The organism is Vulcanococcus sp. CPBay_Sum15L08_68 (genome assembly GCF_017855895.1).
Lineage (GTDB): Bacteria > Cyanobacteriota > Cyanobacteriia > PCC-6307 > Cyanobiaceae > Vulcanococcus.
Genome location: NZ_JAFMFX010000003.1, coordinates 23191 through 35545, shown reverse-complemented (window position 1 = coordinate 35545; position 12355 = coordinate 23191). Strand labels below are relative to the sequence as shown.

General features: G+C 64.1%; 15 protein-coding genes. 8 read left to right on the top strand and 7 right to left on the bottom strand.

From position 1 onward, the window contains the following. Positions 1-72: 72 nt before the first annotated feature. Positions 73-621 (top strand): hypothetical protein, encoded by a 549-nt coding sequence (locus QZ189_RS01130; protein WP_363155132.1) that lies wholly within the window; start codon positions 73-75, stop codon positions 619-621. After that, entirely contained in the window at positions 618-1406 is a 789-nt protein-coding gene (gene cobA, locus QZ189_RS01125) for a uroporphyrinogen-III C-methyltransferase (RefSeq protein WP_010313761.1), read from the top strand. Before QZ189_RS01130 ends, cobA begins: the two co-directional genes overlap by 4 nt. Here cobA and QZ189_RS01120 read toward each other — a convergent pair. The 3 genes from QZ189_RS01120 to QZ189_RS01110 form a co-directional block, all read right to left on the bottom strand. Further along, positions 1343-1750 (bottom strand): hypothetical protein, encoded by a 408-nt coding sequence (locus QZ189_RS01120; protein ID WP_296416713.1) that lies wholly within the window; start codon positions 1748-1750, stop codon positions 1343-1345. The genes cobA and QZ189_RS01120 overlap by 64 nt on opposite strands. Positions 1751-1810: 60 nt before the next feature. Then, entirely contained in the window at positions 1811-2014 is a 204-nt protein-coding gene (locus QZ189_RS01115; RefSeq protein WP_296416712.1) for a hypothetical protein, read from the bottom strand. A 261-nt stretch (positions 2015-2275) separates the two neighbouring features. Beyond that, positions 2276-3838 carry an APC family permease gene (locus QZ189_RS01110; protein ID WP_010313756.1) on the bottom strand — a complete coding sequence of 521 codons (1563 nt, stop codon included), beginning with the start codon at positions 3836-3838 and terminating at the stop codon, positions 2276-2278. A gap of 73 nt (positions 3839-3911) precedes the next feature. On the opposite strand from QZ189_RS01110, the gene QZ189_RS01105 reads away from it, so the two are divergent. Further along, positions 3912-4382 (top strand): hypothetical protein, encoded by a 471-nt coding sequence (locus tag QZ189_RS01105; RefSeq protein ID WP_010313754.1) that lies wholly within the window; start codon positions 3912-3914, stop codon positions 4380-4382. Here QZ189_RS01105 and ureC read toward each other — a convergent pair. The 4 genes from ureC to QZ189_RS01085 form a co-directional block, all read right to left on the bottom strand. After that, entirely contained in the window at positions 4379-6091 is a 1713-nt protein-coding gene (gene ureC / locus QZ189_RS01100; RefSeq protein ID WP_296420578.1) for an urease subunit alpha, read from the bottom strand. The genes QZ189_RS01105 and ureC overlap by 4 nt on opposite strands. An 11-nt stretch (positions 6092-6102) precedes the next feature. After that, positions 6103-6420: an urease subunit beta gene (locus QZ189_RS01095; RefSeq protein ID WP_247476706.1), complete on the bottom strand. Its 318-nt coding sequence runs from the start codon at positions 6418-6420 to the stop codon at positions 6103-6105. Positions 6421-6426: 6 nt separating this feature from the next. After that, positions 6427-6729 (bottom strand): urease subunit gamma, encoded by a 303-nt coding sequence (locus QZ189_RS01090; RefSeq protein ID WP_010313747.1) that lies wholly within the window; start codon positions 6727-6729, stop codon positions 6427-6429. Positions 6730-6798: 69 nt separating this feature from the next. Next, entirely contained in the window at positions 6799-7722 is a 924-nt protein-coding gene (locus tag QZ189_RS01085; RefSeq protein WP_296420575.1) for an urease accessory protein UreD, read from the bottom strand. Positions 7723-7800: 78 nt separating this feature from the next. Between QZ189_RS01085 and ureE the strand changes: the two genes are divergently transcribed. The 5 genes from ureE to QZ189_RS01060 all read left to right on the top strand — a co-directional run bounded on the left by ureE (position 7801) and on the right by QZ189_RS01060 (position 12355). Further along, positions 7801-8301 carry an urease accessory protein UreE gene (ureE, locus tag QZ189_RS01080; RefSeq protein ID WP_296416862.1) on the top strand — a complete coding sequence of 167 codons (501 nt, stop codon included), beginning with the start codon at positions 7801-7803 and terminating at the stop codon, positions 8299-8301. Further along, positions 8294-8980, top strand: a complete 687-nt coding sequence (locus QZ189_RS01075) for an urease accessory UreF family protein (protein WP_043705227.1) — start codon at positions 8294-8296, stop codon at positions 8978-8980. The genes ureE and QZ189_RS01075 overlap by 8 nt, the downstream gene beginning before the upstream one ends. Before the next feature lie 36 nt (positions 8981-9016). Further along, entirely contained in the window at positions 9017-9622 is a 606-nt protein-coding gene (gene ureG, locus QZ189_RS01070; RefSeq protein ID WP_029626041.1) for an urease accessory protein UreG, read from the top strand. A gap of 196 nt (positions 9623-9818) precedes the next feature. Then, the gene (gene urtA / locus QZ189_RS01065; protein ID WP_247476710.1) at positions 9819-11108 is read left to right on the top strand and encodes an urea ABC transporter substrate-binding protein; all 1290 of its coding nucleotides are present in this window, start codon (positions 9819-9821) and stop codon (positions 11106-11108) included. Positions 11109-11200: 92 nt separating this feature from the next. Next, the gene (locus QZ189_RS01060) at positions 11201-12355 is read left to right on the top strand and encodes a branched-chain amino acid ABC transporter permease (protein WP_247476711.1); all 1155 of its coding nucleotides are present in this window, start codon (positions 11201-11203) and stop codon (positions 12353-12355) included.

The window sequence follows — 12355 nt, the reverse complement described above, 5'->3', positions numbered from 1 at the left end:
GCAGGCCCGGGGTGCTGGCGGTGGCCGTTGCTACCGAAGCCCTCCGCTGCTGGGCAGTCGCCCTTGTTCTTGGTGGTCCACGGCCACGCCGGTGGGCAGATTCCCCAGGTCATCACTGAGCTGCTGAACGATCTCGCCCAGGCCCGTCAGGCTCCGGTTTGGTTGCAAGCCCTCACGGCTGATCCTCTGGAGCTGCCCCAGGGGCAATCGCTGCTGTTGGTGCCCCTGCTGCTGACGCCCGGCAGCCATGCCCGCAGTGATGTCCCGGGGATCCGTGATCGGCTGCGCCGAGAAGGGCATCAGGTGTGCACGCTTCCTTTCCTCGGGGCCTGGGGCCCCTGGTTGGAGCATTTGCGCGCGCTGAATGCTCCGGCTGTGTTGCACCATCCCCTTCGGCCAGGGGTGGCGGATCGCTACCTCTCGGCCCTGAGCCGCTACCTGGGGGTGCCCTGCTTAAGTGCAGACCGAAGCGCCCCGAGCGATGCGGCGGCATTGCCCTTGGCCCTTGCGCCCAATCGGATGACGGCCCACCTACGGACGGACGTCTCCCCCTGTCTGGCGCTGCTGGAGCGTCCGGCCACCCGTCAGTTCTTGTTCAACCTCCTGCTCGATCTGCCATGACCGCTGACGTTGCCGGCAAGGTGTATCTGGTGGGGGCTGGTCCCGGTGACCCCGACCTCCTGACGGTCAAGGCCCAGCGTTTGCTTAGCCAGTGCGATGCCCTGGTCTATGACTCACTGGTGCCGCGCGAGGTCTTGGCCTTGGTGCCGGACGGTGCCGAGCAGCACTTCGTTGGGAAGCGCCGGGGCCATCACTCTGTGCCCCAACCCAGCACCAATGCCGTGCTGGTGGAGATGGCCAAGCGCCATCGCTGCGTGGTGCGTCTGAAGGGTGGGGATCCCTTTCTCTTTGGTCGTGGCGGTGAGGAGGCGGCCCACCTCGAGCGTCATGGGATCGCCGTCGAGGTGGTTCCCGGGGTGACGGCTGGGATCGCCGCCCCTGCCTATGTCGGCATTCCCGTGACCCATCGCCGTGCGGGCAGTTCCGTCACCTTCGTGACCGGTCACGAGGAGATTGATAAGCGTCGTCCTGGGGTGGACTGGCGCGGCTTAGCCCGCAGCAGTGATGGCCTGGTGATCTACATGGGCCTGCACAACCTGCCCCATATCTGTGAGGAGTTGATTGCCGGCGGCCTGGACGCCTCAACCCCTGCTGCGGCGGTGCAGCAAGGCACGGTGCGGGGGCAGAAGGTGGTGGTCTCCACCTTGGGTGGTTTGGCTGCAGCCGTTCAGGAGGCGGAGCTGGCCTCCCCGTCCATCGTGGTGATTGGCGATGTCGTCAGTCAGCGCGTTGAAAGCTGCGCCCCTGAGCCGGCCCTCGTGGAGATGCCGATTCCGCTCAAATAGGGCTGAGGCCGTCCCAGGTGCAGGGTTCGCAGGGACCATCCGCGAGGTGCTCGGCGCACCTGGGCGGAGAGCCACTGCTGATCCCGTTCCTTGAGGGCTGCTCGATCGCTTAGGTCTTCGCCGCCGTAGAGCAGGTTGATGATCCGATCTGGGTCAAGCTCCAGTTCCGCCACCTCATTCCAGAGGCCTTGGCTGGCCTGGGCATCGGCCCGGCCGATCTGTGCCTCGGCGAGGGACTGGGCCAGCAAGATCACCAGGGCCTGTTCTTTGCGGGCAGAAAAGCTGTCACTGCTGATCCCGGCGCGGCCCGGGCGGTCAGTGCAGCTGCTGGAGGGGGCTGTCATCACAACCTTCCAAGGGTTGGACTAACGCTAATCAGGGTTGGGCCAGTTGCCTTCTGGTCGTTAGGCCTCGGCGCGCCAATTGGGCAGCCCGAGGGCGTCCCGTTGGCTGAAGCGCTCGCAAACGGCATAGGCCGCGGGGAGGTTGGCGACCCGCTCCCAGCTTCCGTCGCTGTCGTTGTGGTTCACGACATAGCCGCCGCCCCCGTCACGGGCGATCCGGCAGCCATCACCGGTGAGTCCGACGAGATGCAGATGGTCGCCCATGAATCCGACTGCTGACTGGGTGATTTCTAAGGCCGGTGAATGTCTCCCAGCTCTGTGTTCGTTTCCCCACGCAATCAAACGTGAGCCTTTGGAAGGCAAACAAAAAAGCCCTTCACGTTTTCTTTGGGATCGCCCCTGATTGCGCCTTGATTTCTAGTTTTTGTAGGTGAATGTGCCTAGTTCATGGTGTGCCTGAGCCGTTCGCCAGTGATCCCCGGTCGCGACCCATGTCAGCAACTGGCCATCGACAGCGGCGGTCGATTAATTGATTTGGACCTGGGCTTCGCTCGAGACCTGCGGCAGGCGGGATCGCACAGCGAAGGGGAAAACGGCCAAGGAGAAGGCGCTGGCCAGAGCGATCTGTGTCAGTTCGCCGCCGGGAATCAGGCGATTGGAGCCGCTCAGCTCGGCAATCAGCAGCAGGCCGATTAAGTAGCCAAACCACCAACGGCCATGCGTCCCATCGAGCGGTCGGCCTTGCCATCGGTTGACTCCCGTAAAGATCAGGGCCGGAACCAGGACGAGGGCGATGGCGCCTTCAACGGCTGTGCGTCCGCACCAGAGCACAGCCCAGCTGGCGGCCATGAAGGTCAGCGGACAGACCAGTGCGGCAGCAGGAAGCGCAAAGGCGCGATGGGCAGTCGGGAGCTGCTGACGGAGGGCCAGCAGGCTGACGGGCCCAACGGCCAAGGCAATCACCAAGCAGGCGGTCAGGAAGCTCACGATCTGCTGCCAGCTGGGGCCAAGCAGCAGCATCACAACGCCAATCACCAAGCTCAGGATGAGTGCTGTGCTGGGCACGGCTTGGCGGTTGAGGTGCTCCAGCCGTCTGGGCAGCAGACGCAGGCTGCCCATCATCCAGGCCACCCGGCCGGAGAGCCCCAAGTAGGTCATGGCGGTCGCTCCCGGGGAGATCACCGCATCACTCAGCAGCAACCCCACGACCCAGCTCAGACCGAGTCCCATGGCGATCGCCGCCAGGGGGCCGCCGTGGGCGCTCAGCTGCAGCGCTCCCCAGCCCGCGCCCAGGCTGCTGTGGGGCACCGCCACGAGAAAGGCCAGCTGCAGCGCCAGATAGATGGCGATGGAGAGCCCCAGTCCAAGGCCCATGGCCAGGGGCACGGTGCGTTGGGGGTCTCTGGCTTCGCCCGCCAAATCCATGGCGGTGCGAAATCCCAGCAGGCTGAAGAGGATGCCGCCACTGCTGATGGCATGAACAATGCCGGGCAGCCAGTTCTCCCCTGCGCCGGGTGCTCCCACGGTCACCAGCAGATTGCTCCAGTCCGATGCGCTGAGCATCAGGACGGCCGAAATCAGGAGGGGAATGACCAGCTTCCAGCTGGTCAGGGTGTCAATCCAGCGGGCCAGGGTGCGCACCCCCGCCAAGTTCACCCAGGTCATCAGCACCAGCAGCAGAGCGGCGAAGGCCATGCCCCAGGGACTGAGCACCTGGCCTTGGCCGCCATCGAGGGTGAGCCAGGGCAGGTCGCTGGCCAGGTACTCGATCATCGCCAGCACCTCAATGGTGGGAAGGGCCAGGTAGGCCACCCAGGCGCACCATCCGCCGATGAACCCGGCCAGGCGGCCATGGCTGAGCATTGGGATTTGCGCCAGGGCGCCGGAGCTGGGTACCAGTGCCCCGAGTTCGGCGAAGACCATGGCCAGGCCAAAGGCCAGCACTCCGCCCAGGAGCCAAGCGATCAGGCTCGCAGCCCCGGCGCTGCGGGCGGCATAGAAGGGTGCGAACAGCCAGCCCGAGCCGATGGTGCCGCTCACCACCGCCAGGGTCAGGCTGCGCAGGCCGAGGCTGCGCGACAGGGCCATTTGGGGTGTTTCCTGCAGTGCTTTCCATCCTGGTCAGCTCTGGCTAGAGCGAAACCAGTGATCGTTCTTTTCGATGTCGGCTTTCATGCGTGCTGGAGTCACCGCCTTGATCGGCGCTGGTGCCCTCATGGCGTCTGCCCCGGCTTTGGCCTCCTGTCAGTTCCTCGCCCCCGTGGGCGGTAATGGCCAGAGCAACATCGTCACCAAGACCATCAGCCTGGGCAGCCCCTTGCCCTTCAGCCGCCCGAACTGGAACACCGATTTCTTCGTTAACCAGCCCTACAGCAGCTACAAGCTGTTCTTCACCGCCAACTCCTCGGTGAGCGCGACGTATCCGATTCAGGCCTACCTGAAGTTCACCGATGGCTCCAATCTCCAGGTCGTCAATGACTCCTATGCCCCCAATGTCGGCACCGGCCGTCAGTGGACCGTTCGTGCTGTTCCCGGCAAAACGGTGAACCAGGTGAACTTCAAGATCGGCGCCAGCGGCGATCAGGCGGCCACGGGCTTCACCTACCGGATCTCCGTCCAGGGCTGCAATTAGAGCAGGAAGTAGCGCTGCGCCATCGGCAGCACCTCGGCGGGTTCGCAGCTGAGTAGTTCGCCGTTGGCAAAGACCTCGTAGGTCTGGGGGTCCACCTCCACCTTGGGCAGGGCGGTGTTGTTTTTCATCGCCGCCTTGCTGATCCCACTGCGGGTATTGAGCACCGGGACGCAGGAGCGTTCCAGTCCCAGTCTCCGGGGTACGTCGTTGTCCAGGGCCGCTTGACTCACGAAGGTGAGGCAACTGGGGGCCAAGGCTTTCCCGAAGGCGGCAAACATGGGCCGTCCATGGACGGGGCCAGGGGTGGGGATGGAGGCGTTGGCGTCGCCCATCTGGGCCCAGACGATGGAGCCCCCCTTGATCACGAGTTCTGGTTTCACCCCAAAGAAGCCGGGCTTCCACAGCACCAGATCCGCCAACTTGCCCACTTCCACAGAGCCCACCTGCTGATCGAGGCCATGGGCGATGGCAGGGTTGATGGTGGTCTTGGCGATGTAGCGCTTCAGGCGGGTGTTGTCGTTGCGGCCGCTGTCCTCGGGGAGTGCGCCCCGTTGCACCTTCATCTTGTGGGCCGTCTGGAAGGTGCGGGTGATCACCTCACCGACGCGGCCCATGGCCTGGGAGTCGCTGGCGATGATTGAGAAGGCGCCGATGTCGTGAAGGATGTCCTCGGCGGCGATGGTCTCGCGGCGGATGCGCGACTCGGCGAAGGCCACATCCTCCGGAATCTTCGGATCGAGGTGGTGGCACACCATCAGCATGTCGAGGTGCTCCTCGAGCGTGTTGCGGGTGTAGGGGCGCGTCGGGTTCGTGCTGCTCGGCAGGACGTTGGCTTCGCCGCAGATTTTGATGATGTCGGGGGCGTGACCACCACCGGCCCCTTCGGTGTGGAAGGTGTGGATCGTGCGGCCGCCGATGGCTCGGATCGTGTCCTCGACAAAGCCCGCTTCATTGAGGGTGTCGCTGTGGATGCAGACCTGCACATCCATCCGATCGGCAACGCTCAAGCAGCAGTCGATGGCCGCCGGAGTGGTGCCCCAGTCCTCATGCAGCTTGAGCCCGCAAGCGCCGGCCTGGACCTGCTCCTCAATCGCCTCTGGGGTGGAGGCGTTGCCCTTGCCAAAGAAGCCCAGGTTGACCGGCAGCCCCTCAGCGGCCTGCAACATCCGGCTGATGTGGAAGGCCCCGGGGGTGCAGGTGGTGGCGTTGGTTCCCGTCGCCGGGCCGGTACCGCCGCCGAGCAAGGTGGTCACCCCACTGGCCAGGGCCGTTTCGATCTGCTGGGGGCAGATGAAGTGAATGTGGGTGTCGATCGAGCCCGCGGTGAGGATGTGTCCCTCCCCGGCGATGGCTTCGGTGCCTGGGCCCACGACGATGTCGACCCCTGCCTGGGTATCCGGGTTGCCCGCTTTGCCAATGCCGCAGATGCGGCCATCGCGGATGCCGATGTCGGCTTTGACGATGCCCCACCAGTCGAGGATCAGGGCATTGGTGATCACGGTGTCCACCGCTCCGGCTGCCCGCGTGGTCTGGGCTTGCCCCATGCCATCGCGGATGACCTTGCCGCCGCCGAATTTCACTTCATCGCCGTAGACGGTGAGGTCCCGTTCCACCTCAAGGATCAGCTCTGTGTCCGCCAGGCGCAGGCGATCGCCGGTGGTGGGGCCGTAGGTCTCGGCGTACTGACGGCGGGAAATCCGGTAGGGCATGGGGTGTCCGTTCAGTCGAGGGGGCCGTTGATCAGGCCGTTGAAGCCAAAGACGCGTCGTCCGCCTGCGAAGGGAATCAGCTGCACTTCGCGGCTGTCGCCAGGCTCAAAGCGGATCGCCGTGCCCGCAGGAATGTCGAGCCGTTGTCCCCGGGTGGCCTCGCGGTCGAACTGCAGGGCGGCATTGGCCTCAAAGAAGTGGAAGTGGGAGCCCACCTGAACGGGGCGATCTCCGGTGTTCGCCACCAGCACCGTGGTGATGGGGCGTCCGCTGTTGAGCTCCAGCTCCCCTGGTTCGGGAATCAGTTCGCCGGGAATGAGTGCAGCCATGGCCGATCAGCGAATGGGGTCATGCAGGGTCACGAGCTTGGTGCCGTCGGGAAACACCGCCTCGATCTGGACTTCGTGGACCAGCTCAGGGATGCCCTCCATCACCTGATCTCGGCTCAGCCAGGTGGTCCCCTCGGCCATGAGTTCCGCCACGGTTTTTCCGTCCCGTGCTCCTTCGAGCACCAGGAAGCTCAGCCAGGCCACCGCCTCGGGATGGTTGAGCTTGAGGCCGCGGTTCAACCGGCGTTCGGCCAAGAGGGCCGCGGTGACGATCAGGAGCTTGTCCTTCTCCTGAGGGGTCAGATGCATGGCGGGGCAGGAGCCTGATCCAGTTGATCAGAAGCCTTCACTCTGGTTGCGCGCTGGACCGTCCTCTGTTCAGGCTGAACACTCAGCCGCCTGCTCCAAGGGGTTTTCCTGAAAGGGCCAGACCCGGGGAAGCTCCGGCGGGGATTGCCCTTGGATGGAGCGAAGTAAGGCCCAGATGCGGCAGAACCAGAACCGGGCGGCTTGGCTGGAGGGGCCGCGATAGCGGGCCACCAGGCCCTGCTCGAGGGCGCCGCAGGCCATGGTTCCTTCGAGACCAGCGCGCTGCTGGCGGCAGGCTTGGAGTAATTCTTCGATGACAGCTGGGGGGAGTGGGTCCCCGGCGATCCAGGTCAGGGAGCCGAAGACCGGCTGGGCTGCCATGCCGTGTTCCCCCGTCAGAGCTGCATCCTTGAGCTCCAGGCGATCGACCAATTCCCAGCGTCCGCCGTTGGCTCCGCTGCGGTGGATCTCCAGGGCGGAACGCCAGCAGCCCTGCTCGAGGGACTCCCCCGCGGCGGTTCGCCCCAGGCGCACGACCTCCGCTCCGAGGAAGCTGGCACCCGGTTCCAGCTCGATACGGCAGGTCTGCTCGAACAGGCCATTGGCGTAGAGCACCAGCTCCTGCGGAAGCCATTCGAGTTGGCTGCCCTGTTTGAGTTCAAACCTCAAGGCTTGCCGAGACCAGCGTCCCTGCGGTTGTTGGCGGGAGCGTCCAACGCTTCCGTAGACCTTCTGGGCTGCGACGCTGGTGAGTAGGGCCTGGCTCTGGGGTGCGAGCTGGGCGCTGATCTCGAGTTCGTCACCACCGACCAAGCCCCCGGCGGTGTGCAGGATCGGCAGCTCGCAGTGGCCACTGCTCTGCCACTGGGCGCGCTGCAATTTGAGCGGGGAGCTGGCCTGTCCTTGGTGAATGGTTCGTTCGCCCCCCGCCGAGCCTCTTCGCTCGAACTGGAGCGCGACACGTCCCCTCCAGGTGGATTGCGACTCAGCCATGGCCGCATACTCCGGTCCCACCGGTCCAGCTTTGGTAACAATCGCCACAAAGGTCCAGTGCGGTGGCTCGTCAGGGTGATGGCCCTCGGGTCGCCTCAGGTGGAGCAGGGTTCAGCGATCGTGTTGGTGGAGCGCCGCCCCAAGGGCGTGCTGCCGGAGCCTGGACCCCAGGCGTTGACCTTGGCGTTGACGGCGGATGAGCGCACCAGCCTGCGGGGCCATCGCCGCAGTCGCTGCGGGCGGGATCTGGTGCTGCAGCTTCCCCGTGGTGCTGCCCTGCAGCCCGGTGATCAGCTGCTGAGTGACGACGGCTGTTGGCAGGTTCTGGTGGAGGCGGCACCGGAGCCGGTGATGCAGGTGCGCAGCGCTGAGCCCCTGGCTCTGCTGCAGGCTGCTTATCACCTGGGTAATCGCCACGTGGCGATGGAGCTGCATCCCGACCGCTTGGTTCTGTTGCAGGACAGCGTGTTGGCGGAGCTACTGCGCCAAAGGCAGCTGCAGGTGGACTGCCTGGATGCTCCCTTTCAGCCGGAGGCCGGTGCCTATGCGGGCGTTCCCCATGCCCACTCCCATGGCTGATCGGCAACTGGCGCGGCTCAGGCTCTATCAACTGGTGAGTCCGGCCTTGCCGGTGGGGGCCTTCAGTTATTCCGAGGGTCTTGAGGTCTTGGTTCAGGCCGGTCAGGTCACCTCCGAGCAGGCGATGGAGGATTGGCTCAGCGCTGAGTTGCGGCGTGGTGGGGTGGCGATTGAGGCCGCAGCGCTCGCGCCCTTGATGGCGTTCATGCGCGCCTGGAAAGACGGTGAGCCGCAGGCGGAGCAGGAGCTGCGCAGCCTTGATCAGTGGTTGCTGGTGCAGCGGGAATCAGCGGAGCTGCGGGCTCAGCAGCGGCAGATGGGGCGTTCGCTCCTGCAGTTGTTGGCGGATCTGGGCTGGCCCTTGCCCCGAGCCGGAACGTTGTTGGCCTGGCCGGCGGCCTATGCCTGGGCCTGCGCGGTTTTGGAGTTGGACTCCCCGGAGGTGGAGGAGGCCTACCTCTATTCCTGGGTCGCCAACCAGCTCAGTGCAGCGGTGCGCTTGGTGCCTCTTGGGCCAACCCAGGCCCAGCGGCTGCAGTTGAGGCTCGCTCCGCTTCTCGCTCAGCGGGCTCAGGAGCTGGCGTCGATGGATCCAGAGCAGCAGTGGAATGGCGGCGTCGGTGCGGGGCTGGCCCAGCTGCGCCACGCAGAGCTCTACTCCCGCCTGTTCCGCAGTTGAGCTGAGCACAATGCTGAGAATGAATTGGCGAAGGAGATGACCACCAGTCGTCTGCGGGTTGGTGTGGCTGGGCCCGTGGGTTCGGGTAAGACCGCCCTCGTCGAGGCCCTCTGCCGGCGCCTTCGCGATCGGTTGGAGCTGGCGGTGGTCACCAACGACATCTATACCCAGGAGGACGCCCAGTTCCTGACCCGCGCTGGCGCTCTGGAGCCCGGCCGCATTCGCGGTGTGGAAACCGGGGGCTGTCCCCACACGGCGATCCGGGAGGACTGCTCGATCAATCGAGCTGCCGTCGCGGACCTCGAGGCGGCCTACCCGAATCTCGATCTGGTGTTGGTCGAGAGCGGCGGCGACAACTTGGCGGCGAGTTTCAGTCCGGAGTTGGTGGACCTCTGCATCTACGTCATTGACGTGGCCGCCGGCGACAAGATTCCGCGCAAGGGAGGGCCCGGCATCACCCGCTCGGACCTGCTGGTGATCAACAAGATCGATTTGGCTCCGATGGTGGGGGCCAGCCTGGAGGTCATGGAGCGTGACACCGAGCGGATGCGCTCGGGCCGGAGCTGGTGCTTCACCAACCTCCACAGCGGCGAGGGCCTCGAGCAGGTCGAGGCGTTTTTGTTGCAACAGCTACCGAAGTAGCCGCCGATTGGTGGCCGTTGATACGGCGCAAAGGGTGGTGAATCCTCGGGAGAATTGCCGCGAGTCTGATCAGTCTCGCAATTGCCGATTTGGTGCTTATTGCTACCCGTGAGCGCCTGCCTCGATCAATACATTCCTTGAACCGCTGAACGACGGCGGCGGCCTTCATTGATTCAAAGTTATGGCATCTCCTTTGATGCGAAAGTCTTCGTTGCGTCTGCTGACCGGTGCAACGGCTCTCGCCACCTCTGTGAGTCTGGTGGCTTGTGGTGGTGGTGATTCTGCCTCCAATGTTCAGTACGACGACACGGTCAAGGTCGGGATTCTTCACTCCTTGACCGGCACAATGGCGATCTCGGAGTCCACCCTGGTGGACACTGAGAAGATGGCTATTGATGAGATTAATGCCGCCGGTGGTGTCACCGTTGATGGCAAGAAATACAAGATTGAATACATCGTTGAAGACGGCGCTTCCGACTGGCCGACCTTCGCTGAGAAGTCCAAAAAGCTGATCGATCAGGACAAGGTGCCTGTGGTCTTCGGTGGTTGGACGTCAGCAAGCCGAAAGGCGATGCTGCCGGTCTACGAGTCGAAGGACGCGTTCCTCTACTACCCGATTCAGTACGAAGGTCAGGAGTGTTCCAAGAACATCTTCTACACCGGTGCAACTCCGAACCAGCAGTCGGAGCCTGCAACTGAGTTCATGTTCAAGAAGTCGCCTGCCGCTGGCAAGCCCTTCTTCCTGGTGGGATCCGACTACGTCTTCCCCCGCACCTCCAACACCATCACCAAGCAGCAGCTCAAGTCCCTGGGCGGCAAGGTGGTTGGCGAGGACTACCTGCCCCTGGGTAACACCGAGGTGGCTCCGATCATCGCCAAGATCAAAAAGGCGATGCCCAACGGCGGTGTGATCATCAACACCCTGAATGGTGACCAGAACGTTGCCTTCTTCAAGCAGATCCAGGACGCCGGTCTGACCCCGGCGAATGGCTACTACGTGATGAGCTACTCCATCGCGGAAGAAGAGATCAGCACCATTGGACCTGAGTTCCTTGAGGGCCACTACGGCGCCTGGAACTACATGATGTCGATCGATACCCCGGCATCGAAGAAGTTCGCCGCTGACTTCAAGAAGAAGTACGGCAGCAATCGCATGGTCGCTGACCCGCAGGAGTCGGCTTACAACATGGTCTACCTCTGGAAGGCCGCCGTTGAGAAGGCCAACAGCTTCGATGACGACAAGGTGCGCGAAGCCCTGATTGGTATCGAATTCGATGCGCCCCAGGGCAAGGTCAAGGTGATGCCGAACCACCACCTCTCCCAGACCGTGCGCATCGGTGAGATCACCAAGGACGGTCAGTTCAAGATCCTCCAGTCCACCAATGGTCCTGTGGCTCCCCAGGCCTGGAACCAGTACGAGCCCAGCTCCAAGGGCTACGCCTGCGACTGGACGGACGCCAAGAAGGGTGAGCGCTACAAGCTCTGATCGCCCTTTCCGGTTGCTCTGACTGATGGAGGAGTCCTTCCGGGGGCTCCTCTTTTTCTGCTTTCTCCCTTGCTGCCCCGCTTCGGATTTCCGTGCAATTGCTGTTTGAAAGCCTCTTCAACGGAGTGGCCATCGGCTCGGTCTTGCTGATGGCCGCCCTTGGATTGGCGATTGTGTTCGGCTTGATGGGGGTGATCAACCTCGCCCATGGCGAGCTGATCATGCTCGGCGCCTACACGACCTACGTCGTGCAGCTGATCTTCAAGCTGCCGGCCTTTGAGCCCGTCTACAACCTCTATGTCTTGGTGGCGATTCCGCTGGCCTTCGTGGTGAGCGGCGTTGTCGGAATCCTGCTGGAGCGCACGGTCATTCGCCGTCTCTACGGCAATCCCCTGGAGACCCTGCTGGCGACCTGGGGCGTGAGCCTGATCCTCCAGCAGTTTGTGCGCAGTGTTCCGCTGGCGACGGCTGCTGGAGTGGTTCTCGCCTTGGTGGTGGGCTTCAGCTTGCCGCTGCTCTTGCCGGCCCCCCTGCTCGAAGGCCCGCGGGCGCGGCTGGTGCGTGCCGGCTGCTGGGCCACCTCGGCGCTTGCCGGGGTGCTGTTGGCCGGTGGACTGGCCTCCCAGATCTCGCGGATTGCCCGGGCGACCTCCCGCAACGTTGATGTGACTGCGCCCCAATGGATGCGCGGCGGCCTGGAGTGGGCCGATCTCACCCTGCCGGTGCCCCGGTTGGTGATCATCGCGATGACGGTGGTTTCTGTTCTGGGCGTCACCCTGTTCCTCAACCGCAGCGTTTGGGGAACACGCATACGCGCGGTGACCCAGAACCGCACGATGAGCGACTGCCTGGGTATTCCCACCGACACGGTCGATGTCCTGACCTTTGGCATCGGTTCTGGACTGGCGGGAATCGCTGGTGTGGCTGTCTCGTTGTTGGGTTCGGTGGGGCCGAACGTCGGTGGTTCTTACATCGTGGGCTGCTTCATGGTTGTGGTGCTGGGCGGCGTCGGCAACCTCTTTGGCGCCGTTCTGGCGTCCTTCGCGATTGGTTGGCTGACCGATCTGATCGGCGCCGGCCGTCTGCTCAGCCTCTGGCCGGCCATGCCGTCGCCGCTGGCCGCCACGGTGAAGTTTTTTGCGACCACGAGCATGGCCCAGGTGATGGTCTTCGCCCTGATCGTGCTCTTCCTGCAATTCCGTCCCGCGGGCTTGTTCCCGCAGAAGGGACGCATGGTGGAGGCCTGA